The 23,406-nt window shown below is 40.6% G+C and carries 21 protein-coding genes; all 21 read right to left on the reverse strand.

The features are described 5' to 3' along the window. The 21 genes from CEG13_RS11680 to CEG13_RS11780 all read right to left on the reverse strand — a co-directional run bounded on the left by CEG13_RS11680 (position 1) and on the right by CEG13_RS11780 (position 23,241). Positions 1–1,785, reverse strand: coding sequence for an ABC transporter ATP-binding protein (locus CEG13_RS11680; RefSeq protein WP_100012060.1), 1,785 nt, complete (start codon positions 1,783–1,785; stop codon positions 1–3). Positions 1,786–1,822: 37 nt separating this feature from the next. After that, positions 1,823–3,034 (reverse strand): glycosyltransferase, encoded by a 1,212-nt coding sequence (locus tag CEG13_RS11685; RefSeq protein ID WP_239984634.1) that lies wholly within the window; start codon positions 3,032–3,034, stop codon positions 1,823–1,825. 153 nt (positions 3,035–3,187) lie between these two features. Then, positions 3,188–5,539, reverse strand: coding sequence for an RIO2 family protein (locus CEG13_RS11690; RefSeq protein ID WP_100012061.1), 2,352 nt, complete (start codon positions 5,537–5,539; stop codon positions 3,188–3,190). A gap of 268 nt (positions 5,540–5,807) precedes the next feature. Next, positions 5,808–6,842, reverse strand: coding sequence for a glycosyltransferase family 2 protein (locus CEG13_RS11695; RefSeq protein WP_100012062.1), 1,035 nt, complete (start codon positions 6,840–6,842; stop codon positions 5,808–5,810). 6 nt (positions 6,843–6,848) lie between these two features. After that, positions 6,849–8,042, reverse strand: coding sequence for a glycosyltransferase (locus tag CEG13_RS11700; RefSeq protein ID WP_100012063.1), 1,194 nt, complete (start codon positions 8,040–8,042; stop codon positions 6,849–6,851). Between the two features lie 21 nt (positions 8,043–8,063). Continuing rightward, positions 8,064–9,062, reverse strand: coding sequence for a glycosyltransferase family 2 protein (locus CEG13_RS11705; protein ID WP_100012064.1), 999 nt, complete (start codon positions 9,060–9,062; stop codon positions 8,064–8,066). 26 nt (positions 9,063–9,088) lie between these two features. Then, the gene (locus tag CEG13_RS11710; RefSeq protein ID WP_100012065.1) at positions 9,089–10,081 is read right to left on the reverse strand and encodes a glycosyltransferase family 2 protein; all 993 of its coding nucleotides are present in this window, start codon (positions 10,079–10,081) and stop codon (positions 9,089–9,091) included. Between the two features lie 11 nt (positions 10,082–10,092). Next, positions 10,093–10,509, reverse strand: a complete 417-nt coding sequence (locus tag CEG13_RS11715) for an adenylyltransferase/cytidyltransferase family protein (RefSeq protein WP_100012066.1) — start codon at positions 10,507–10,509, stop codon at positions 10,093–10,095. Further along, positions 10,496–11,662, reverse strand: a complete 1,167-nt coding sequence (locus tag CEG13_RS11720) for a CDP-glycerol glycerophosphotransferase family protein (RefSeq protein ID WP_100012067.1) — start codon at positions 11,660–11,662, stop codon at positions 10,496–10,498. Before CEG13_RS11720 ends, CEG13_RS11715 begins: the two co-directional genes overlap by 14 nt. Then, the gene (locus CEG13_RS11725) at positions 11,659–12,714 is read right to left on the reverse strand and encodes a glycosyltransferase family 2 protein (protein WP_100012068.1); all 1,056 of its coding nucleotides are present in this window, start codon (positions 12,712–12,714) and stop codon (positions 11,659–11,661) included. The genes CEG13_RS11720 and CEG13_RS11725 overlap by 4 nt, the downstream gene beginning before the upstream one ends. A 14-nt stretch (positions 12,715–12,728) precedes the next feature. Next, positions 12,729–13,916, reverse strand: coding sequence for a glycosyltransferase (locus tag CEG13_RS11730; RefSeq protein ID WP_100012069.1), 1,188 nt, complete (start codon positions 13,914–13,916; stop codon positions 12,729–12,731). Then, the gene (locus CEG13_RS11735; protein ID WP_100012070.1) at positions 13,888–15,045 is read right to left on the reverse strand and encodes a glycosyltransferase family 1 protein; all 1,158 of its coding nucleotides are present in this window, start codon (positions 15,043–15,045) and stop codon (positions 13,888–13,890) included. The genes CEG13_RS11730 and CEG13_RS11735 overlap by 29 nt, the downstream gene beginning before the upstream one ends. A 4-nt stretch (positions 15,046–15,049) precedes the next feature. Next, positions 15,050–15,382: a helix-turn-helix domain-containing protein gene (locus CEG13_RS11740; protein ID WP_100012071.1), complete on the reverse strand. Its 333-nt coding sequence runs from the start codon at positions 15,380–15,382 to the stop codon at positions 15,050–15,052. A 3-nt stretch (positions 15,383–15,385) separates the two neighbouring features. After that, the gene (locus tag CEG13_RS11745; RefSeq protein ID WP_100012072.1) at positions 15,386–16,576 is read right to left on the reverse strand and encodes a DegT/DnrJ/EryC1/StrS family aminotransferase; all 1,191 of its coding nucleotides are present in this window, start codon (positions 16,574–16,576) and stop codon (positions 15,386–15,388) included. An 86-nt stretch (positions 16,577–16,662) separates the two neighbouring features. Beyond that, the gene (locus tag CEG13_RS11750) at positions 16,663–17,295 is read right to left on the reverse strand and encodes an acetyltransferase (RefSeq protein ID WP_100012073.1); all 633 of its coding nucleotides are present in this window, start codon (positions 17,293–17,295) and stop codon (positions 16,663–16,665) included. Further along, on the reverse strand, positions 17,292–17,876 hold the full coding sequence (locus tag CEG13_RS11755) for a sugar transferase (RefSeq protein WP_275661805.1): 585 nt from the start codon (positions 17,874–17,876) through the stop codon (positions 17,292–17,294). The genes CEG13_RS11750 and CEG13_RS11755 overlap by 4 nt, the downstream gene beginning before the upstream one ends. Positions 17,877–17,902: 26 nt before the next feature. Next, entirely contained in the window at positions 17,903–18,982 is a 1,080-nt protein-coding gene (gene galE / locus CEG13_RS11760) for a UDP-glucose 4-epimerase GalE (RefSeq protein ID WP_100012074.1), read from the reverse strand. A 15-nt stretch (positions 18,983–18,997) separates the two neighbouring features. Beyond that, positions 18,998–20,080 carry an EpsG family protein gene (locus CEG13_RS11765; protein ID WP_100012075.1) on the reverse strand — a complete coding sequence of 361 codons (1,083 nt, stop codon included), beginning with the start codon at positions 20,078–20,080 and terminating at the stop codon, positions 18,998–19,000. 16 nt (positions 20,081–20,096) lie between these two features. After that, the gene (locus CEG13_RS11770; RefSeq protein ID WP_100012076.1) at positions 20,097–20,984 is read right to left on the reverse strand and encodes a glycosyltransferase family 2 protein; all 888 of its coding nucleotides are present in this window, start codon (positions 20,982–20,984) and stop codon (positions 20,097–20,099) included. Continuing rightward, positions 20,981–22,102 (reverse strand): glycosyltransferase family 1 protein, encoded by a 1,122-nt coding sequence (locus CEG13_RS11775; protein ID WP_100012077.1) that lies wholly within the window; start codon positions 22,100–22,102, stop codon positions 20,981–20,983. The genes CEG13_RS11770 and CEG13_RS11775 overlap by 4 nt, the downstream gene beginning before the upstream one ends. Then, a complete protein-coding gene (locus CEG13_RS11780; RefSeq protein WP_100012078.1) occupies positions 22,087–23,241 on the reverse strand; it encodes a glycosyltransferase family 4 protein in 1,155 nt (384 codons plus the stop codon). The genes CEG13_RS11775 and CEG13_RS11780 overlap by 16 nt, the downstream gene beginning before the upstream one ends. Between the last annotated feature and the right edge of the window lie 165 nt (positions 23,242–23,406).

The following is a 23,406-nucleotide window of genomic DNA, read 5'->3' on the forward strand; positions in this document are numbered from 1 at the left end:
TTACCCTCCTTTCATGGTTGTATATTCAAGTCTATTGTCAATATCTACAATTTTTCCTTTGTTTATTTTATATATTACATCGCAGTTTTTAATCGTAGTTAATCGATGGGCAATAATGATCAGCGTTTTTTCACCTTTTAACCCGTCGATTGCCTTCATGATTTCATTTTCCGTTTTATTATCCAATGCAGATGTTGCTTCATCCATAAATAATATTTCCGGATTGTGATACAATGCTCTGGCAATTCCAACCCGCTGACGCTGCCCGCCGGATAACCTGACACCTCTCTCCCCAACATTTGTTTTCAATTTGTCCGGAAGATGTTCGACAAATTCTTTCAACTGTGCTTGTTCAAGTGCCCTCCATACTTCTTGATCATCAATATCATCCGGTTCAAGACCAAATGCTATATTACCCCGAATTGTATCGTCCGATAAAAATATAAATTGCGGAATATAGCCAATTTTTTTCTGCCACACATTCTTTTGATCTGTTAATTTCCGGTTATCCACTAAAATATTTCCTTTCTCTGGCTTCAGCACTCCCAGAATGATATCAACAATCGTACTTTTACCTGCACCGGACTCCCCGATAAAGGCAACGGATTTTCCGATTGGGATGGTCAGTGAAGCATTTTTAATAGCATATTCTCCCTGTCCGGGATACCGGTAAGATATATCCTTTAGTATGATCGAGTCATAAAATGATTTGGCTTCATTACCTGCGTCTGCCTTTCCCTTTAAAACTTCCTGAATAGGCTCTTCCTCTCTATTCTCAAATAAATCTTCTATTACAACATTTAACGCAGGCTGATTTACTCGTATGGAAGTAATTAATGCAATTAGCCTTGTAATGGAAGGCATTAATCTGAATGAAGCCATGGCAAATAACGCCATGATCGAAACCAATTCCTGTGAACTCGTCCCCTGAAATACGATGATAAGCAACGTTATTAAGACAGTGGAGACTAAAATGGTTTCAATAAACAACCTTGGCGACTGCTCCAGCATTTTTAAATACCGATTATTATTTGCCTTGATCTGGCTTTGTTTTGTATAAGCGCTTACGAAGAAGTTCTCCTTGCCCGAAACTTTTATCTCTTTCACCGCTCCTAAGGCCTGATTAACCCACTTAATCATTGTTCCTCCAACTTTTTGCTGCTCTTTACCAAGCTGACTGATTTTCTTCCGAAAGATCTTAAAAAAGATGACAATGCTACTTGTCAATATTACTGCGGCAGTTAACGTTGCGAGCGGTGCAGTAATCACCAGTAATAGTAAAATAGAAATGATCACAAGTATTTCTGTAACCAACTGGAAACCCGCCATGATAATGCCCTGAAATACTTTAGGCACCTCTTTATTTATATTCCTTAATAACTCAGATGAATTTCTTTGCAGATGAAAAGTATATGGCTTTATCATATACTCTTTGAGCATTTTACGAGATAATTTAACCTGCTGATTTAAAATCACTCTATTCTGAGCATAGAGGAATAAGAGCAAATATAGATTTTTCATAACAAAAAAGGCTAATAACAATACTACTGCGAATATGATAAAACTTGCTGTTGACTGGAAATTGAACATGGTGTACAAATAATTGAGCACAGATTGCTCCTGAATGATTTCCGGGTTAGTTACAATACCAACCAAAGGAACAATCAGTCCGATCCCCAATGTTTCCAAAACGGCAGCTATCGTCATCATAAAAAATAAAATCAGCAGCTTTTTCTTTTCTTTTTTATTAAATAGTAAAAACAGTTTTTTAAATTTATCCCGCAATGCACTCACACCTTCTTCTTATGTTTTCACTTAAAGCCTAAATTGCCTTATCTGTTATTCTGTCTCGGGTAAAATAATCATTTGTCAAAGTGGTCTGGCAACTGGTTTGCTGCTTTAGGTTATCCGTAAATTTTTCTCTTAAGTCTTTATCTTCCACCAGCCTCTTTACACCAGTATAAATGGCTTCTTCATCAGCACATACGATCAATCCGGTCTCTTCATTTCTTATTTGCTCTCTGGCACCGGTAAAATCACTAGTAACAATTGGCTTAGATAGCAACCTCGCTTCAGCTAACGTGATACAATATCCCTCATGCAGGGATGGCTGCACATATATATCACATTGAGAAATATAGGCATACGGATTGGGATCTGACCCTAGTAATATGAAATCATCCTGAATTTTAAATTCTTTAATAAGCGTTTCGTACTGTTTTCTTGCTTCTCCTTCTCCAAGGCAATACCATTTCACGTTACAGCCTTCCTCTATTAGCTTTGCCAAAACTTTTATAGCAAGGTCCTGGCCTTTTTCTTTCGCTAGCCTGCCCACAGTAAGAATTCGCACTCCTTCAATAGAATCTTGAAATCCTTTACCAATATATGCATAGTGACGAATATCCTTTGTGGAAACTTGATTTGGAAACACTTCAATCTGTTCTTTTACACCAGGCATAGTCTCCTCCAGCTTTATTTTTCCTTCCTGTGAGACGACGAAGATTTTATCAAAGTTTTTATAAATCCGATTTGCGAACCTTTGATCAAATCCTACTTTGGTAACATCAAAATGAATCCACTGAACTTTCTTTTTCGCTTTGATTTTGTTCACAACAAAATAGCTTATGAAATCCATTGGACCTGCATAAGCTACGGCAATATCAAATTCTCTATTTAATTTTGGGTGTTTTTTTAATAACGACTTAAAGTAAGTTCCCTTGTCTTTTGTTAACTTTAAAATGATGTTTAAGAATAATAACTTTGTTGCCTTTATGAGCTTTATATCGCTGTATAACTGAAGAATCATTTGTTTTGGCGGGGTTTTCAGCTGCTTTGCTAATTCCTTAAGTCCTTCAAAATGAATAATCTCTACATCTTCCGGAATGGCATTTAAAAATCCACCTCTATTTTCGAGTAATAATAAACTTATATCGTATTTTTCCCTTGGAAGAGTGGAGATTAGATTCAGCAGCGACTTTTCCGTTCCACCAACATTCATACTGATAACCATGAAAACTATTTTTTCTTTCTTCATTCCGTGTCCTTCCCTTTCCTATCAGCCCTAATCCCAACCGTTTCGAACAACACTGCCACCACTACCATGATCAGTATTAATATCATTTTTTTGGTCAAGAAACAATTGAAATTCTTTCAATATTTACCACTCCAATGGGGTAAACTCAAAATTTCAACTGATTCTTCCTATCAATGACATAATCATTTCTCCGTATTTCTCTCCCATTAAAAGATACAGGTTTTTAATTTTTTCCTTTGTGCCCTCAAGAAGGATATTAACTTTTCGTTTTATAGATTGTATAAAATAACTGTCGTGCAATAAACTTTGCAAACTTAAACGAGTGAACCTTTTCCAGGTATTTTCATAGGTTCTGCAATGAATAGTTTCCAAAACCGGTAAATCAGCTGAGAAGCTTTCAGGAATTCCTGCAAAATCAAAGTTTTTTTCAAATGAAGAAGGCTTTTCAGATTCTTTATATTTATAAAGAAACTCAAAATCAATAAATTTAATACCTTCTTTTTTATCATAAATTATATTGCCAGGATGAAAATCAATTAATGCATATCCATTTTCATAAAAAACCTTTAATGTATCGATTACTTCCCTCATAATTTCAAGTGGGAGTAATTTATTTTTAAGTTTATCGAAATTCAATGAATCCTCATAATAGGGAATAATGAAATAGTTAACCCCATAATCCAGCAGATCAGGGACAGCATCTGTTTTTGCAGAGAATTTCTGTATTGCAAATATTTCTCTTTGGCAGAAGTCGAGAAAATTTCGCTTATACGTTTTTTTAACTGCTAATTGCCCGTTAAATTTTATAAGTTCAACCTTCGCACGACGTCCATTTCCTGTTAAATCCCTGATAACTTCAAAGTTTGAATTTGAAAGATACTCTTCTGATAATCTAGCTGTTTTTTTATCAATTCTATCCTTCAATTCAGGTGCAAGTATCGTTATATATTCAGCAGCTTCATTACAGTTATCACTCGAATGAATCATGTTACATTGTTCTGATAAAGGCAAGGAACTGTTTACTTTGTCCCGAATCACTCTCTTCCTTAATACTCGAGCGTTATCAATATTCGGACACCACATCAGCTGTTCTCTTGAAGGGTCAACAGGAACAAAATCATGAGCAATTATGATAAGTTCCGGTTTTCCCCCAGTAGTTTTATACGGACCCTCTCTCCAATTTCCTCCTCGTATACGACTGCTTGCATAGTCCTTCTCCTTTTCTGTCAATCTTTTGGTAAATAAGATATCAAAACCTTCTTCTTGAATGAAGTCAATAATCATTTTTTCTTTCTTAAGCTTTGAGGCTTTTCCCCTTATAATAAAAACAGTTAATCCAACTTGATTCATGTTTTCCATCGTAGAAAAGTGTACATCCATCCATTTGTTCTTTTGTTTTAATCTGGCTATCGTGTCTAAAGGAGGTGCCCAACCCTTAGCTTTTAAATAATCATTTAACCCTTCTAATGTAAGCTTTATATTACACTTATTATCCAGGGCAATTTCCCTTATAATTGATTTATAATTATGTTCAGGATTCATAGAAAGGTTAATATTTTTATAAACTGATTTAATACCGGATTTTTCCCCTTTATGATATACAGCATGGTAGATTAGACTTAAAAAGTAGCTCTCCCCAAAAGCAGCACGATAAATACCATTGTATAAAGTTGCTTCATCCAGTATTTCTTTTGCCAAAAATGGGGGATAGTAAGAAACTCCCTTATAATCAAATCCTGGGAGACCTGTGGTACTGTAAATGTCTGTTGGGATTAAACCAGGCTCTTGATTCAATAAATCAGCTACTCTTTCAGCATCCTGGTCATCAATTAAAAGGTCGATATCTTCCCCTGGCTTAATGTAAGGCAATTCCTCAAACCATCTAAGAATCGCATAATTTACCTCATTATCATTTAATGATTTAAAAAAACCTTCTACACCAATTATTGGTGAGATATATTTTCTTGTAAGCTGCGGTCTTGAAACTGCAATTTTAAACACCATATATTTTGTATTATGACGAGGAACGTTAATTGATCCATAATAATAAATTCTAGATAATAATACGTGTTTAAACAATGGTTTGATTACTTTCAACAACTGTTTTAAGAATAATCTCCTTTCAATCAAAACGAAGTTAGAATGAAAAAAATTCCTATGGTCAGCAATCAGCTTATAGGAATTTCCTGATAAAACAAGTATATCTGCATTGTTTTTGTGGTAATTTGGGTAGTCTTCTTTATTAAGGATTCTTTGTAATAACTCCTGTTCACTTATATCCTTTTTTAAATCTTTGGTGGTTTTTTTATTAGCAAATCCCAAATATCTTGCGGAACTAGAGACTATATTGACGAAATTGGTATTTTGCATGTCAAATTCTATGACTTTTTTTCCATCGGATAATAAATCTGAAATGGTAACATTTTTGTTTATACCGAAAATGGCCGTTACCATCATAATTAGCGTCCTCATTAATCGATAGAAACCCCTTTTTAATGTGGTCATTTTTTACCTCCATTTAAGATAAGAGTTTTTATTTTCATCATGGTTTTCTCCCCTAATTCCAGCTGTTTTCGCATAGATTGTTGCTATCTGACCTACAGTACGAATACACTTCACTTTCCTGAGGAGGCTGGTGAGCCTCCCAGCGTTAACCTATCAGGTTAACTAGGATTATACGTGTAGTTGGTCTACTCTGAGGTAATATCTTCAGTAAATCATTTTTGAAAACAATCCATACTATAAATTTCCGTATAAACCGGCTAGTCCTTGTTCACGTTCTTTCTCCCAGTGTTTGAAGAATAAATTCCTTCGTACGTTCATTTATCGCCAATATAGGTTCTTTAGGCTTAAACAGAAATTGGTACCTTATATAGCGGTAAATGTCCCTGGTTGCTTTATACGCTCCATGTACGTATTTAAGATCAATGAAAAGAGCCTGTATTTTTTCATCCAGAGTTAAAGCCCGATATTTCATCAAATTGCTGATAGCTTCCTCTGCATTGGATCCGTTCGTTGAATTGAGAGCTGATTTTAAAAGCACATCGTAGTGATAGCAGAAAAAGTTTTGTTTTTCCTGTTCATGCAACTGTGAAATTTCCTTAGCAAATTTCGTAAAGTAAAGCTTTTTGGCTGTTGCAATCCCAGGATAATCCGGTGTATTATCCGTTTCGTTTTCCGCTTTCACAATCAAGGCTTCGTCCAAGTGAATAATGTTAAAACTTCTCGAAAGCCTGCCCAGAAACTCCAGATCCTGATGTCTGGTAAACTCCTCATCAAACCCGGTTAATGTATCCGCTGCTTTTTTTGTAAAAAATAAATTACTCCCTGTACCAATGACCATCTCATTTAATAAAATATCCTTTTGAACCAATGGTTTTTCCGCTTTGATTACTTTTTTTATTTTATTGTTTTTTATCATCACCACCCCGCAATAAACAGCGTCGTATTGGTGATTGCTTTTAAGTGCACTGATACTTTTTTCAATCCTATCTGGCAAATAAAAATCATCATCATCCAAAAAGCAGATGTAGCTCCCCCCGGAGGCGGCGATCCCTGTATTTCGTGCTGCCGCTCCGTTTCTATTGCTCAAGTGCTTAATATATTTTATGCCTGATAATGGATAGCCGCGGATTACGCTTTCTGTCTCTTTACGTTCCGCAGAAAAAGGATCATTATCGTCCACCACGATAATTTCAATTGATTGATATGTTTGATTTCGTAAACTGTCAATGGCACGCGTTAGTTTGTTTGCTCCTTTGTACGTGGGAATGATTACACTTATTAAATCATCACTCAGTTTGGACACCCCTTGTCACTCAATTAATTGATAGAATCTCTCTATTTCCTCCACATTCCCTTTTTTCTCATTGGTCAGGTATGCAATGATGCTGCTATTTAACTCTTTATCATTTATGATGCGTTTGATCCCCTCTGCAATGGCTTTTGCATCCCTTTGGACAACCAGACCATTTTTCCCATCTGTCATTTGATTATAAACAGCGTCAAATTCCGACGTTACAACCGGAACATTCAGCATTCGCGCTTCAGCAATAGCAAGACCAAATCCTTCGTATCTTGATGTTTGCACGTAAACATCAGCTTTTTTTATAAAAGGGTAGGGATTCGCCTCAACACCAAGCAAGATGAAATGTTCCGCAAGATCCATTTCACGAATGGACTTTTCTATCTCCGCCTTTAATGGTCCTTTCCCGAGAACATACCATTTAAAATGTACACCTTCATCCCTCAGCCGTTTACATGCTTCCAATGCGGTATCATAACCCTTTTGGTGTGCAAGTCTGCCGATGGTGAGGATTCTAATCCCATCAAAAAAATCCTCATACCCTTTCCCGGTTTCAGCCATTTCAGAAATGAGTTGAGGATTATTTATATCATATTGTATGTCCATCTTATCTTTGTAAACTGGAAATGTTTCCAGGAAAACATTTTTGGCAGAATGGGAAACGGCAATTATTTTATCATATTGATCGTAAAAGAGTTTTTGAAACTTCTTCTCTTCCACGTCCAGCCGATAGCTGACATTGATCCAAGCTATTTTCTTATTTGCTTTTATTTTTTCGCCAACATAAAATGTCGGAACGCCCTGTGCATAACTGATGGCAACATCGTATTCAACCGGGTTTTTTTCTATCACGTTCGAAACACTTTCCCAGTATACCCTCGCTTTCTTGGAGTTGTTGCAGTAACCTTTTCGTATACGAAGTGAATACTTCACCCTGGACGTGAGCATGTGAAGCTGTGAGTTGGAAACAGCATGGAGGAGTGCTGATTTTACATTCAGTTTTGTAAAGTTTGTATAATTGAATGGTTTCAACAGATTAACTTCTTTTGGTACCAATTCTTCCAGTGTATGGCCGTATGCAAACAGCTGTAAGTCCACATCATACCGGTTAAAATCCAGTAAATTCAGTAATGAAACAAGACTCTTTTCTGCACCGGCAACATCAAGTGAATCAATTACAAATAACAGCTTTTTCTTTTTCATTCTATTCTCACCTCCTCCCATTTATATTTTTGAATGGTGTTCCCTGCCTTGAAATACGCTCCAATTTTTGATCCATTCAACCAGTGCAGGATTGACTCGAAACACCAGAAACATTGCTTTTTGCTTCAGTCCTATTTCCCGATGCTTCATAAGAGAATATAAGCTGTCGTTAAAGGTTTTTTTTAGTTCCTCCCTTTCTTGACCAGCCTCTTTTAAATCCTGTCTCGCAAGATAGTAGTACCAAAAGAAAACTTCCATATAATGTTTTAGCGCTTTTTGATGCAATTCAGGCAGGTTTTTATTTCTGAAAAAAACTTCTCTCTGTTTTAGGGCATACACTCTATCAAATTTTTTAACAGAAAAGGAAGAATTGACAATACTTCCTGCTCTTTGCACATAAAAATATAATGTTGCCTGGATATACGTTACTTTTTCGCTTTTATAAAGGAGCTGATGGATAATAAATTCATCTTCATATAATCTTCCCTTATCATACGCCACATCGTTAAAAATACTTCTTCTGTAAAGTTTATTCACCGCATAAACAAATGTGGATTTTGCATCATAAAGTTTATGTAAGGCTTGAGTATTTGTATAATGACAAACAGTGCATTCTGGGTCAACCTGGTTTGCATCATGTGATTCTCCTTCCTCAACAGGAAGTAAATCACATACAACAATATCCGATGCAGCTTCTATTACATGATGATATAAAATTTCATACATATTTTCACTTATATAATCGTCACTATCCACGAACCCGACATATTCCCCTTTGGACACGCTTAAACCTGCATTCCTCGCTGAAGAAAGACCGCCATTCTTATTATGAATGACTTTAATTCTGGCATCCATATCCAGATATTCATTACATATCTGCCCGCTGTTATCTGTTGATCCATCATTTACAAGAATCACTTCGAAATCCTTGAATGTTTGATTTAGTATGGAATCAATACATTTTTTCAGGTAGGGTTCCACATTAAAAACAGGTACGACTATACTTATTTTCGGTTTCATTTAGAGTCCCCTCCCTTCCCTCGTTGCTAGGCAGCCTTTGTGCTTTTTATCATCTTGGTCATTTTATTATTTACCACAAACAGCCTGGGATTTAATGCCAGGATGCTGAGGAGATATTTAGATTTTAGGTTTAATTCCTTTAATCTGATAAGAGACTTATAATTATTTTGTATATATTTCCGTATATACTTCAGGTATTCCTGTTTGATTTGTTTGTCATCGATTTGGTAGTGAATGAAAAACATATGATCAATGGCCCAATAGCCGAAACAGGCCAAATATTCATTTGAAAGTTCCGGGTAATTTTGATCCATGAATTTAATAATTTCTTTCCAGGCAGGGAAGGAATCCAGGCGTTTTTCGTTATAGCTTTGGTTTAAAATACTACCCTCCCTTTTCACATATACATATCCTACATAGTTGATGAAGGTAACCTTCCTGGCACATGCCATTACTTTATATGTGGTAGCCAGATCCTCGTGAATTTTATTTTCCGGATAGGATATTCTTTCAAAGCATTCCTTTTTATATAGTTTGCTGCATGCAGCGAATCGGTAGAGCTGACCTTTAAAGAGCTCTCTCATCCCCTCGGTATTATCGAGCTCAATTATCGATTCCATTTTAGGCTGCTGGAACGTCTCTTCACCATCTATCTCTCTTCCCACGGCGCAAACAGCAATATCACATTCTGTTAATAAACATTTCTCGATCAACTTTTCAAACATATGTTTATCTATCCGGTCATCACCATCAACAAAAGAGAGGTATTTTCCCCTGGACTGCGAAATGCCTTTATTTCTTGCAGCTGATAAACCGCCATTGGGCTGATGAATGACTTTAACCCGCTGATCGTGCATTGCATAAAAATCACATATTTCTCCGCTTTGATCCGTTGCACCATCATTAACTAGAATCACTTCAAAATCTGTAAATGTCTGCGCTAAAATACTGTCTACGCACTTGGGCAGGTACGACTCAATATTATAAACCGGCACAATAACACTAATCACTGGTTTCATTTTCACACCCCCTAAAGCATTGCCTTCTCCTTCACCATCGTCGAAGAAACACCCTTCGTATAAGGAAAATAAACAATTTCCACCTCAACTGCAGCAAATTTCTTTTCCATTTCATTAAAAAGAGCATTTCCTTTCCAGTCATCTCCGACAAACATGACGTCAAAAGGTAAATGTTCCCATGCAGCAAATTTATCCCTATTTATTTGTGGGACCACCTGGTCAACATACTTAATGCCTGCAACAATCTCTTGTCGTTCCTCAAATGGGATCACCGGCTTTCTTTGTTTGTACTCCATCACCAGCTCATCCGTGCTGACACCGACAATCAGGTAGTCACACTGTTCTTTTGCCCTTTTTAAAATATTGAGGTGCCCGACATGAAATAAATCAAAAACCCCTGTTGTATACCCTACTTTATATCGCTTCATCCGTTTCCCTCCTCTGCTTTCCGAAACAAACTTGTTCTATATGTTCCAATAAATGTTTGCTTGCTTTTCCTTGTTCAAACGATCCGGTCATCTTATGAAACCGTGTCATTTTCCGCTCATACTTGTTTTGGTCAAACGCCATGATTTCCTCGCGCAGCATTTCCTCACTCATTGCAGAAATAAAAGGGAGTTCATCCAGGTCAAAATACAGCTTTCGATCCTGCCCCGTATATGTTTTGACATCCGGAATATATAAAAAACACGGGCGTTTTGTGATGGAAAAATCAAACATCAGTGATGAGTAATCTGTTATTAAGACGTCGGAAATGAGCAGCAATTCCTGAATGTCATCATAGGCTGTCACATCCATCATATTGCTTCCATAGGCCAGCTGATCCGATTTGTGCAGTAAATGCGGGTGCAGCTTGACTAAAATAACCCAGTCATTTCCAAATTTACTCCTTAACGTATCCGTGATCCTGGTCCAATCCAATTGGTAGATATCCAAATCATTATTATTACGGAAAGTAGGAGCATAAAGTAAAACATTTGCTGTCTGATCGATATTCAGCTTTTCGCGAATGTTGTTTCGAAGCATCCGGTTATTCTGAAACAACACATCATTCCTCGGTGTTCCATGTTCAAAAATCTCCCCGTCACACCAGAATGCCCTTCGGAAAATGGCGGTACTATATGCACACCCGGAAAGCAATAAGTCACATTTTCGCGAGTCCTTTTTTGCCATTCGGATATAACCCGGGGGCAGCACATCTTCTGCATCCTTTTCAATTTGCTTTAAACGCAGTGAACTGTGCCAGGTCTGTATGTAATACTGATTTTTCCGCTTCACAAATAAATCTGTCGTCCGGTAGTTTGTGATAACGACTTTGGAGGTGCATAATTCGTAAAAATAGGCAAGCGACATGGTCTTTACTTTTCGGACATGTTTTAGTCCCGTTTTATCATCTGGATGGTTAAAGGCCCAGACAACATCGAATTTGCCTTTTGCATCATGCGCACTAATATAATTTGAAATGTACTTCGGGTTGCATCCATAGTTGCTGCCATAATAGCTGAATAGGAAGATCTTGTTGTTTTGCATTGGAAATAGGTTAAAAAAATAAATGAGCAAACGTGCCAGCACTTGTTTCATTTTACGGCCGCCTCCTTTCCTGGATTTACCTTCACAGCATGCAGTCCTTCCGGTTTTGGTAAGACCCTTAAAGCGCGGAGTCCTTTTCTTATACCGAGATAAGCGATTTGCAGGGATGGATGTAATGAAAATAATGTTAACTGCCTGCTCCATTCTTTATCTTGTTCCACTGCATTTTTGAAATAGCTGTGATTCTGCCTGATATAAGTTTTTATTTTCTGGCAATGCATCGCATTTTTTCCCTTGTTTCTCCATAACAGCTGATAGTGGATCAGACATGTTTTTAACATCAGCTTATAGGATTCATTCAGAAATTCAGGAAAATAGCTTTCCAGGAAACGATGCCGTTCCTTTAATCCTTCCATGATATCCAGGTTCTTCGGTGTGTAAGCAGCAACGATACTGTCGGGACGCTGATAATAATAGTAAAACGGCTGATGAAGCAGTACCAGTTTCTCCACCCGGTGCATCACCTGATGAGCCCAGAACACATCTTCAAATAAGACGCCTTTTTTAAAAGGGATGTTCTGTATAAGTGAGGTTTTATACAGCTTCCCCCATGCAAAATTTTTCACCTTCTCATTAATGACAAGTTCTTTCATGGCATTCATTTTGTTTAAAATTACAGGCTCCGCATTTTGTTTAAAAAATCGCTCGTCGACAAAAAGCTTATCATCATAGGCATAATAAAATGCTCCCTGAACAAGGTCCGCTTCCATCTCTGTCATCGCTTTTATGAAACTTTGGACCATGTCAGATGCAATCCAATCATCACTATCCACAAACATCGTATACTCCCCAGTTACCTCTCTCATGCCGTAATTGCGTGCATCAGAAAGACCGCCATTCTCCTTATGGCACACCTTTATCCTGCTGTCCTTTTTCCGGTATTCTTCTGCAATATTGCCGCACTCATCAGGGGAACCATCATTAACGAGAATAATTTCCAGATTGGTATAGGTCTGGTTCCGAATACTGTCGGTGCAGCGATGGATGTACTTTTCCACCTTATATAACGGAACAACAATACTGACCTTGCCTCTTTCCAGCATGTGGACACTCCCTTCTAAACAAATGCATACAATTTTTTCAGTTCGCCGGTATTTTCATAATCTGTTTCTATACAGTTTGCTGCAAGTTGCTGTCTCTGGTCAGGATCGTTATACAGCATTTCCACACCATCAGCGATCCCCTCCACCGACAGCTCACAAATACACCCATCAAATCCATCCTGTACCTGACTAGGTGCTGTGGTGTAATTCGTAATCAACACCGGTTTCCCTAGTATCTGTGCCTCGCCGACAGTGACCGCTTTCCCCTCATATCTTGATGGTTGGACATAAAGGTCTGCTGCTTTGATAAACGGGTAGGGATTTATCTTTTTCCCCAATAAAAAAAAGTTGTCCTCCAGCTCGTTTTCGGCAATTAGTTGATGCAGCATGGTCTCATCACCGCCATACCCGACAACATACCATGCAAAATTGTAATCTCTGTCCTTCAATTGTCTTAATGCTTTCACTGCCTGATCAATTCCTTTGGCATGGGATAGCCTGGCTACCGTTATCAATTTAAAGCGCTGATCGTCCATCATGGGACTCTCTACCCGTTCATCAGCCAGTTTCCGAATGAGATGGGGAGAAGTGATATTTTCAATCACCGTTACCCGTTGCTCCAGTTCCGGATATTTTTGCAAAAAAGATGCCGCACATGCTTCCGACACTGCAATAATATGGTCAAATTTCTCCCACATTTTCATATCCAGCTCAACATCCGTATCCACCGTCGCGTAATCCGTATGAATCCAGGCAATCTTCGTCTTGGCCTCGACCTTTTCCGCTACAAAATAATGCGGCCACAGATAGCTGACAGCCACATCATATTTCTTTTCCAGCTCCGGCAGGAATGGAAGTGCATATTCCCACATGAGCTGCATCTGATAGTATCCCGGCTCGCTCGTCCCCTTCAGCTTCCCTCTGACATCGGCATGGATGCGAGAAACAATGCGGGATAACCCAAGTGGAATTTGCTTATCCATAAACACCTGTTTAATAGATTTCCTGAATGTCGCGTACGCTGGAATCTCTCTTAGCAGCGTTGCTCTGTCTGTCAGCAATTGCATAAATTCGCCCTGATGCTTATACAGCATGAGATCGACCTTGTAATTTGTGTAATCAAAATGGTCCAGCATACTGATCAGACTTCGTTCCACTCCGCCGACTTCCATATCAAAAGAAGCGATTAACATGTCTTTCATTCTTTTCTCTCCCACTAATCTGATAGATATCCATAAGTGTGGAAACCCCTTCATCCAGGGAATACCCGCTTTGTTCGAAGGCCGCTTTCACACGATGGGCATTCCGTTCTTTGCCGGCGGATGCTGCCTGCCTGATTTTTTCTGCCCAGACCTCTCCTCCCTCCTCCAGGGAAAGTGTCCACAGCAAATTCAGTCCAACATCAGCTTCATGCTGGATGGCCTCCGATACGACACAGGAAACCCCGCTTGCCTGTGCTTCCAATAACACCAGACCGAGTCCCTCATAAAGGGAAGGAAAAACAAATACATCCATACTGTGAAGCATCGTATCAATATCATCTCGAATACCGGCAAACGTGATATTTTCATAGATTCCTTCTCTTTTTGCCCGCTTCTCTATATATTTTTTTAATTCCCCATCCCCTACCAGCAGCAGTTTAATGGTAGGATCTTTCTCCAACAGACGTTTAAATATGTCTAACAAAAACAGATGATTCTTTGCTTCGATAAACCTGCCTATATGGCCGATGACCATACTGTTTCCCATGCCTTTTTCCATTTTGTATTTCTTCACTTCGGCTCCTCGATGCTTTAAAAATGCTTCATAGTTGATCACATTGGGAAAATAAGCATATTTTTCCATCTGCAGTACAGAACTCCCAAATAAATACCTTGCAGCACCTTTACTGCAAGCCAATAATTTAGTAGAAGAGCATAGAATGATAAAACGCATGAACGCTATATAAACTCTTCGCAAAAAAGTGCCGCTGTCATCCTCCGTCGTGTGGGCGTGGGCAATCCTTATTTTAATCCCCGCCAGAATGGCTGCAGCGTTGGCAATGCCGCAATGAAATAAGGTGTGGGAATGCACTGCCGCATATGGTCCATGTTTCTTCATGACATGATACAGTTCTTTCATGGATGTCGTTTTGGACAGGTGGAATACGTTGCCGCCAAGCTTCTTTATTTCTTGATCGTAATGTGCACTCTCTCTGCTGTAGGAAACAAAATCAAACTGGAGGTGCTCCCGGTTAATGTTCCGGTAAATATTCATCAGCATCGTTTCCGTCCCGGCACGGTTCATCGCCCCAACAACATGCAGGATTCTGGCAGGACGTGATTTATCCATTTCGTTACTCCTTTTGCTTTTGTTCTTTTTGCCATCTTGTAAATTCAATCACCTGCTGCACCTGATCTTTCTTCACCCCTGATTCCTTCAGTTCATGGACAAATTCCATCCATTCGCGATCAGACAGGACACTATTTTCCAAATCTGTATCAATTAATCGGCGTAAATCCACATCAAGGACATTCGCAAGTCTTTCAAGGATGGAAATGGAGGGGTTCCTGTTTTTATTTCGTTCGATATTGCTCAAATACGATTTCGATACCTTCGCGCGTTGTGCACATTCTGATAATGTTAACCCTTTCTTTTCACGGATGTTTTTTATATTTGTCCCCAGCATTTTCTATACCTCATGTTTTCCTAAGATCAAATAGCTTCGTTTACTCATGTCTCCTTCAATCATTTGCCTGATGCATGTAATGACTCGTATTTGCTGGTCGATTGTTAAGTTTGATCCGGAAGGCAGGCAAATCCCTGCTGCAAATAACGATTCAGCTACATGTTCGTTTGTACGGTGTGAATAGTAGGCAGCTCCTTTAAATAACGGCTGCAGATGGAGCGGTTTCCACACAGGGCGTGCTTCGATATTTTGCCTGTGCAATGCCTGTAGCAGCTGACTTACGGTGACCCTTGCTTCTGTTTCATTGATAAGCATGACGGACAGCCATCGGTTTGTTTTTGTGTCCTTCAGTTCCGGCATAAAGGTGATTCCGGGAACGTCCGACAGTGAGTGATAATAAATATCAAAAATACTTCTTCGTGCTGCAATTCTTTTTTCCAACACCTCAAGCTGTGCTCTGCCGACACTGGCCAACAGGTTGCTGATCCGGTAATTGTACCCTTTGACACTGTGCTGATAATGCGGTGCCGGGTCACGGGCCTGACTTGCCAGAAACCTCGCACGTTCCATTGCCGCTTCGTCATTTGATACAAGCATCCCTCCACCGGATGTTGTGATAATTTTATTTCCGTTAAAGGAGAAAATCCCAAACCTGCCAAATGAACCGGATGCCGCGCCCCTGTAAATCGTTCCCAATGACTCGGCTGCATCCTCAATCATCGGCACGTCATACTGATTGCACAGGGCGATAATTTCATCCATCTTTGCACTTTGTCCATACAAATTGACGACAATCACAGCTTTTGGCAATGTCCCTTTTTGCGCTGAATCCTGAAAAGCTTTTTTGAGTGCTCTTGGTGATATGTTCCAAGATGCCGGTTCGGAGTCAATGAAAACAGGTTCTGCCCCCTGATAGAGTATGGGGTTGGCACTTGCCACAAACGTCAATGTGGAGCAAAATACTTTATCCCCTTCCTTGACTCCCAGTAAATCCAGTGCCAGATGAATGGCTGCTGTTCCTGAACTGACGGCAACGGCGCTTTTAACCCCGGTGAAGGTCGCCATTTCTTTTTCAAAAGCATCTACATGGGGTCCCAGCGGGGCGATCCAGTTGGATGCAATTGCTTCCTTTATAGCCCTTTCTTCCTTTCCGCTCAAATGTGGCGGAGAAAGAAAAATCCTTGAATCTGTCAAAAAACCACCACCTTTTTTGGGGAGGGTGCCTGTCACCTCCCGGATTTTGTCGAAACATTTGATGGTGCCTGTCACCTCCCGAATAACTACTTAATTAATATTCTTTCAATAATCCTCGTTGGACTCCCAACTGCCTTGCTGTATGCCGGAATGGGTTCAATCACGGTGGATCCTGCACCTATAACCGACCAGCGTCCGATATGCTTTCCCGGTATGATCGTTGCAGCTGAGCCGACATGCACTCCTTCACCGGTACTAACATTTCCGGCCAATGTCGCATTCGGTGAAATATGGGTATAATCACCAATTACACAGTCATGCTCTACGACAGCAGCCGTATTGATAATACAATGCCTCCCGATGTCCGCTTTTGCGTTGACCACGGCATATGGCATAATGACGGTGCCGCTCCCTATCATGGCAGATGTACTGATCACTGCTGTAGGGTGAATCACCGATAAATAAAGGGAGGCAGGCAGGTTCAATTCATCTACTATTCTTTTCCGTATTTCATTATGGCCGATCGCCACCACAATTTTCGTATTACTCCGTAGCAGCTTCCATAAAAAAGAAATGGCCGCATGAATCACGCCATTTCGCTGAAAACCCTGGGTGTATTTATCATCCAATATGGCAATTACCTCACCGCTGCCTATCGTCTCAAGCATTTCCTGAATCACCCTGCTGTGTCCGCCGTCTCCCAGGATAATCACCTTCATTGCCGTACTTCTTCCGTGCCGCTGAATTTTTCTACCGTCACGGCGTGCTGTTGATTGATTCCTTCTCTTTTCACTACTTTAGCAATCGTTAAGAACAGTATTCTCAAATCCAGGGAGAGTCGTTGATTATTTACGTACCATGTATCCAGCTGAAATTTTTCTTCCCAGGTTATTGCATTCCTGCCATTGACCTGTGCCCAGCCTGTCACCCCTGGCTTTACCTTGTGACGGAGCGACTGCTGTTTATTGTAAAGCGGCAAATACTCGATCAAGAGTGGCCTCGGTCCGACTAAACTCATCTCGCCTTTCACCACATTGACCAGCTGCGGCAATTCATCCAGACTATATTTCCGAAGCTGCCTGCCGAGGGACGTTAAACGAATCTCATCGGAAAGCTCACCCTTTTCCATTGTGCGGAATTTATAAAGGGTGAATGGTTGTGCACCAAGCCCGGGCCGCCCCTGTTTAAACAATACAGGACTTCCCATACGAATTTTAATCACAGCTGCGACTAGTACCATGAGTGGAGACAGCAGGATGATTAGTGAGATTGAAATAACCAGATCCATGCACCGTTTCACTTTTACTCCCTCCCTTGTCGAGATTTTCAACTATTAAAAAACTCCACTGGCTCATGTCGTGGAGTTTTTTCCTTATACACCGTTAACGTTTTTCTGTCATAACCAGATGGGTTATTACGCTGCCAGCGCCAGGTATCTTTGCACATGGCTTCCGGCCCCCTTTCTGCCTGCCAGCCCAATTGGGACCCTGCTTTGGACGGGTCTGCATAACAGACGGCTACATCTCCCGGTCTTGGTTCAGTAAAACGAAAAGGGATCGTTTTATTGGCTGCATTTTCAAAAGCCATCACCATTTCCAAGACACTCAAGCCTTTTCCCGTACCAAGATTATAGGCATCCATCCCCTTCATCGCAGTTACTTTTTCCAATGCTTTCAAATGTCCTTTTGCCAAATCAACGACATGGATATAATCTCGAACCCCAGTTCCATCCCTCGTGTTATATTCCCTGCCGAATATGTGCAGCTCTTCCCTTTTCCCAACGGCCACCTGGGAAATGAACGGCATTAAATTATTCGGTATGCCATGCGGATCTTCGCCAATCAGGCCGCTTTCATGGGCCCCCACCGGGTTAAAATACCTTAAAGACGCGATGCTCCAGTCTGGATCTGCAAAAGCAATGTCTCCAAGTATCTGTTCGATCATCACCTTTGTCCTGCCGTATGGATTTGTCGATCCAAGTGGTGAATTCTCTGTGATCGGCACCTGATCCGTAGCACCGTAGACAGTGGCTGAGGAACTGAACACCAGGTTTTTCACCGTAAATTCCTGCATCACTTCACATAAAACCAGTGTCCCGTTGATATTGTTCCGGTAATACGAAAGCGGAACGGCAACCGACTCTCCCACTGCTTTTAACCCAGCAAAGTGGATCACCGCATCTATATCCTCATTTTCCAGAAATATCTCTCTTAGCTGTTTTTTATCCAACAAATCCGCATCATAGATTCTAAATGTTTTTCCCGTTATCTGCTGGACCCTGTTTAATGCTTCGGGTTTGCTGTTGGAAAAGTTATCTACCACGATGATGGTCTCCCCGTTATTCAGCAACTCCACACAGGTATGACTTCCGATATATCCGGCTCCTCCTGTAATCAAAATCGTCATGACCATCCCTCCTTTCTACCAATTTAGATACTCACTTTCATATATAATATGGAGTGTGATGACATTTTCGTAAAAATAGAACGCCAAATAACAAAACAGGATGGCGAGGTATACAAACTTCCTGTCTTTTTCCCGGAACACTATCGGCAGCCCGGAGATTAAAATTAGTTGATACAGCTGAAAATAGATCGATAACCTGGCAAAAATCCATTCTTGTGTAGCAACCACCATAAAAACACAGCTAATTAACGCCATATTGACGATAATGTCACTGTTCGGAAAGACGCTCCTCAGCTTTTCTCTCCCTAAATAAGCAACAAACAGCGGGGCCAACTCAACAGCTACCCGGAGAATATTGGCGCCTCCTTCGGCAAAGTCGTCATAATTTGCGTATTGGGTATCTTCAATGGCAGTAAATAAAATACTGGAAAATGTTTCATACCCGATAACGATAAGAACGACCATAATGATTAAGCCAAACGTTGCTTTGGACCACGCTTTAAACCTGACAAGAAAATAAACAGGCAATAGAATTAATGCACTTTGATGAAATAAAGAAGCGAAGGCAACTACCGCCGCATATTTAAAAAAATTCCCGTGAAGCAAAAAGCGAATAGCTGTAAATGCAATGGCTGCAGCAAGCATCTGTCTGATACCATTCATCGATATGAGAAACAACCCGCCGGTAATATAAACGTACAAACTGAGCTCAACCATCCTGGAATAATTGGATAAAACCAAAACAATTAAAACATTGGTAATAAGTGCAGCCGTAAAAATCATGATTTGCGGATCTTCGGAAACATAATTTTTTAACATCATCTGCAATGCGCCAAAGCCGATATCTTTCTCGGATAATACATATTCCCAGGTGAACGTATTATCAGCAAATATATTTTTGTAATTAAAGGTATCCCCAATATTGGAACGGAGGCCGGCAATAAGCACAAGGACCACCATCGAACCGAATATCAGCAGTTTATTGGGCTGGATCATTTGTGTCATTGCCATTCCGCCGGCATATACCGGCCGGGAAAAATACCTGGCGAAAAAGGCAAATGCAAAAACGAGCAGCAGATTGATCCATAGTAATGTCATAAGTTAATTAACCCTTTCAAGTCGCATCTGCTGTTTTGGACGTAATGTACAGAAACAGTATCGTTCCTATGGGCAATGCCAAGATAGTAAGCAGTTTATCCGGTGTCTCCAGCAGGAATCGCTTGTTTTTGCTGAGCATGCTTGAGGAAACATAGTGAATCGCCTGCCTGAATTTAAATAGCCTGTTTGCAAATGGCAGTTTCATTAATTCTTTCCGGTAAAAAGAAAAGCCCTGTGGATTCCTCCGATACTGCTTCAGCATATTTCTGGAAGAGCCGTCGGGGAGGTATTCGACATAGCATAAAATCTCATTCATGAGCAGCATTTCATAATCCTTATCCAGCATGTGATACTTATAGGCAAGACCAACATATTTTTCATCCGCAAAAGTAGGATAAGGATACTTTCTTGTTAATTTACTGCGGTAGACCAGTTTTTTATCCCCTTTGACGTCATGCTTGTTATAAAGATCAAACAGGGTAGTGGTTCGCAAATCCTGAGGGAATCTTGTCCCAATTACTTCATTTTTATTTGTTGCATCTAGTCCCATTATGCCGCTGACCTCGTCACTGCCATGCTTTTCCCAGAAGTTGAGAATTTTTTCCACCGCGTCGTCCGGCATAAAGTCATCGGAGTCAATACAAACATTCAATTCCGTTTCGATTATTCCATAAGCGGTATTATGCGCACCATGCATCCCTTGATTCCCCTGGTAATGATAGTGGATATCGATTTCCTTTTCTTTCTTCCATTCATTGACCATTTGCCTTGTATCATCCGTCGATCCATCATCAATAATTAACCATGTGAAATCTTTGCATGACTGGCGTTTCAGACTTTCATAGCACTGGATCAGACAATCGGCCCTGTTATAAGTTGGTGTAAAAACGGTCAGCTTTTTCATGTGAGCGGGTCCCCCATTCCCAAAGACAGGTAGGACGATTGTGCGAACTCCGCTGTTCTTCTTATGTCATATCCATGCGCCTGAAGCGCTTGTTCGTCTGTCCACCTTATGTTTCTTTCCTGGCTAAGATGATGAATTCGCTCGACCCAACTGTTGATACGGCCAAGCGAAAGCTGTTCCACCAAGCCAAGGCCCATATCAACTTCCTTGGTAATCCTGTTTGAAATCAAACAGGGAAGGCCCGCTCCCTGTGCTTCGATAAGAGAAACCGGCAGCCCTTCATGCAAGGAGGGGAACACAAACAAATCGAAAGCCTGCAGCAGTTTATGCGTGTCATCCCTGATGCCAAGCAGCTTTACTTTCTCCTCCAGATTCAATTCCATTATTTTTTCTTTGATCTCACCTTTCAGTGCACCATCTCCAACCAGTATCAGAACGGCCTTGGGAATTTGTTTCGATACGTTCCGGAATACATCTAGCAAATACAAATGATTTTTTTGTTTGTTAAACCTGCCGATATGCCCCAAAACGAATTGGTTTGGTCCCAGGTTTAATGTACGTCTCGTTTCCTCACGCACCTCCGTGGAAAACTGAAATTTGTCGGGCTCAATGCCATTTTTTAATATAAAGGCCTTTTTCGAATGATGTTTAAATAACCAGCTTGCTGCCCCCAGAGAGCAGGCATAAAAATGAGTAGCATTGGAAGGGATATGACTTCCTGCGTACCATTTAAAGGTTTTGGAAACAAAACCCCCTTCACTTCCAGTGTTATGGCTATGGGCGATCCGGACCGGAACTCCCGCTTTCTTTGCCGATTTGAGTACCAGCCCGCTCATGCGATCTAAATGGGAGTGAATGATTTTATAGGGATTTCTGTTTAAAAACTGGATGATTTCCCGGCTGAAACCAATTGGCCCGGCCTCTGTCACATATGGGATTCGGTGGATCTTTCCTCCCATCCGGGAAATTTCCTCATCAAAAGCACCCTCATTGCAGGTCAGGAAGTCAAATTGAATCTTCTCCCTGTTGATATTTCGGTAGAGATTCATAATCAGGGTTTCAGCACCGCCGCGATTCATGTTTACTACTACATGCAATATTCTTATTGGGCTGCCCATACCTCTTCCTCCTTTCCTGCCATACAGTCTTCGTAAATGTGCACCGTTTCCTGCAAAATCTTCGTTATGCTGTAATTTTCAATGATGGCTTTTCTTCCATTTAGCCCGAACTGGCTTCTTACATCTTCCCTTTTGGCCAGGGTGGTGATTTTTTGTGCAAACGCCTGTGGGTCAAAATTGGGCAAAACCCAACCTGTTTTGTTGTTATGAATCAGCTCCCGGTGTCCCCTGTTATTTACCGCCACAACAGGCAGTCCTGTGGCCATCGCCTCCATCACATTGACAGGAAGGCCTTCTCTGTGGCTTGACGCTACTGCTGCATCACAGATCGGTAAGATTTTTTCAATATCCTTACGAAAACCAAGAAATTCAACCATGTGATTGATGCTTAAACGTTCAGCCAGTTTTTTACAGTCTTCCATTAAAGCACCTTCTCCAGCTAGCAGCAATTTCACATGGGGGAGATCATCCTTCACTAAAGCCATTACTTGAATCAGAAACTGCTGGTTCTTATTTTTATTGAATTCGCCTGCGTAAAATAATAAAAAATCATCCGGCGCATAGCCAAATGACTTTTTTAATGCAGCTTTTTCATTGGGGGCAGCCGGTTTAAATTTTTCGGTATCCACCCCGACGCCATGTACCCATTCAATCTGATCGGCTTTGAACCGGTGCTTTCTTGCCAATTCGAAATCTTCCCTGTTGATCGTGATTAAATGGTCCGTATGCCGTGATAGATACTTTTCAATCGGGTAATAGATAAGCCAGTTGACGAAAGGCGCCCCTTTGCAAAAATGAAAACCATGGGCGGTATAAACAACCTTTGTTCCTTTCTTTCTCGCCTCCCTTGCGGCAAGCCGTGCCAAGACACCTCCCAAAGGGGTGTGGCAGTGAATGATTTCATAATTGTTTTGATTGATAATTTGCCTCAGTTGTTCATATGCCTGCATATTTGACCGATGAAAGGGAGAACGCTGAATGGCAATGTTATATTTGGTATTCGTGTATGGCAGATCAATCTCTCCGGCTGCCGCAACATCTACTTTCCATCCCTGTTCCTTAAACCACTTCATGCTGGGTAAATGAAACGCTTTAAAATGGTAGTCCACGGTAGCACAATACAACACTTTATTTCTCATTCTTAGTCCCTCCCCTCCTTTTTGTTAGGGTGTTTATTAAAATTTTGCTGCGGGCAGCCGAGCACCTTCCAGGCCGGTATTTTTCTCTTTCAGCCGGAAGTTCTCGCTCTCGGCCGGAAGTTCCCACTCTCGGCCGGGAGTTCCCGCTCTCGGCCGGAAGTTCCC

The sequence above is a fragment of the Lentibacillus sediminis genome (assembly GCF_002763455.1).
In the GTDB taxonomy this organism is placed as follows: Bacteria; Bacillota; Bacilli; order Bacillales; family Amphibacillaceae; genus Lentibacillus_D; species Lentibacillus_D sediminis_A.

What these genes read in the sequence shown, in the direction of transcription:
- CEG13_RS11750 (WP_100012073.1), bottom strand. Translation starts at nt 17,295, where the DNA reads ATGAAGGTGATTATCCTGGGAGACGGCGGACACAGCAGGGTGATTCAG.
- CEG13_RS11725 (WP_100012068.1), bottom strand. Translation starts at nt 12,714, where the DNA reads ATGCTGGAAAGAGGCAAGGTCAGTATTGTTGTTCCGTTATATAAGGTG.
- CEG13_RS11730 (WP_100012069.1), bottom strand. Translation starts at nt 13,916, where the DNA reads ATGAAAGACATGTTAATCGCTTCTTTTGATATGGAAGTCGGCGGAGTG.
- CEG13_RS11770 (WP_100012076.1), bottom strand. Translation starts at nt 20,984, where the DNA reads ATGAAAAAGCTGACCGTTTTTACACCAACTTATAACAGGGCCGATTGT.
- CEG13_RS11705 (WP_100012064.1), bottom strand. Translation starts at nt 9,062, where the DNA reads ATGAAACCGAAAATAAGTATAGTCGTACCTGTTTTTAATGTGGAACCC.
- CEG13_RS11765 (WP_100012075.1), bottom strand. Translation starts at nt 20,080, where the DNA reads ATGACATTACTATGGATCAATCTGCTGCTCGTTTTTGCATTTGCCTTT.
- CEG13_RS11700 (WP_100012063.1), bottom strand. Translation starts at nt 8,042, where the DNA reads ATGAAAAAGAAAAAGCTGTTATTTGTAATTGATTCACTTGATGTTGCC.
- CEG13_RS11780 (WP_100012078.1), bottom strand. Translation starts at nt 23,241, where the DNA reads ATGAGAAATAAAGTGTTGTATTGTGCTACCGTGGACTACCATTTTAAA.
- galE (WP_100012074.1), bottom strand. Translation starts at nt 18,982, where the DNA reads ATGACGATTTTGATTACAGGAGGAGCCGGATATATCGGAAGTCATACC.
- CEG13_RS11775 (WP_100012077.1), bottom strand. Translation starts at nt 22,102, where the DNA reads ATGGGCAGCCCAATAAGAATATTGCATGTAGTAGTAAACATGAATCGC.
- CEG13_RS11710 (WP_100012065.1), bottom strand. Translation starts at nt 10,081, where the DNA reads ATGAAACCAGTGATTAGTGTTATTGTGCCGGTTTATAATATTGAGTCG.
- CEG13_RS11685 (WP_239984634.1), bottom strand. Translation starts at nt 3,034, where the DNA reads ATGAAGAAAGAAAAAATAGTTTTCATGGTTATCAGTATGAATGTTGGT.
- CEG13_RS11715 (WP_100012066.1), bottom strand. Translation starts at nt 10,509, where the DNA reads ATGAAGCGATATAAAGTAGGGTATACAACAGGGGTTTTTGATTTATTT.
- CEG13_RS11720 (WP_100012067.1), bottom strand. Translation starts at nt 11,662, where the DNA reads ATGAAACAAGTGCTGGCACGTTTGCTCATTTATTTTTTTAACCTATTT.
- CEG13_RS11735 (WP_100012070.1), bottom strand. Translation starts at nt 15,045, where the DNA reads ATGGATAAATCACGTCCTGCCAGAATCCTGCATGTTGTTGGGGCGATG.
- CEG13_RS11690 (WP_100012061.1), bottom strand. Translation starts at nt 5,539, where the DNA reads ATGACCACATTAAAAAGGGGTTTCTATCGATTAATGAGGACGCTAATT.
- CEG13_RS11740 (WP_100012071.1), bottom strand. Translation starts at nt 15,382, where the DNA reads ATGCTGGGGACAAATATAAAAAACATCCGTGAAAAGAAAGGGTTAACA.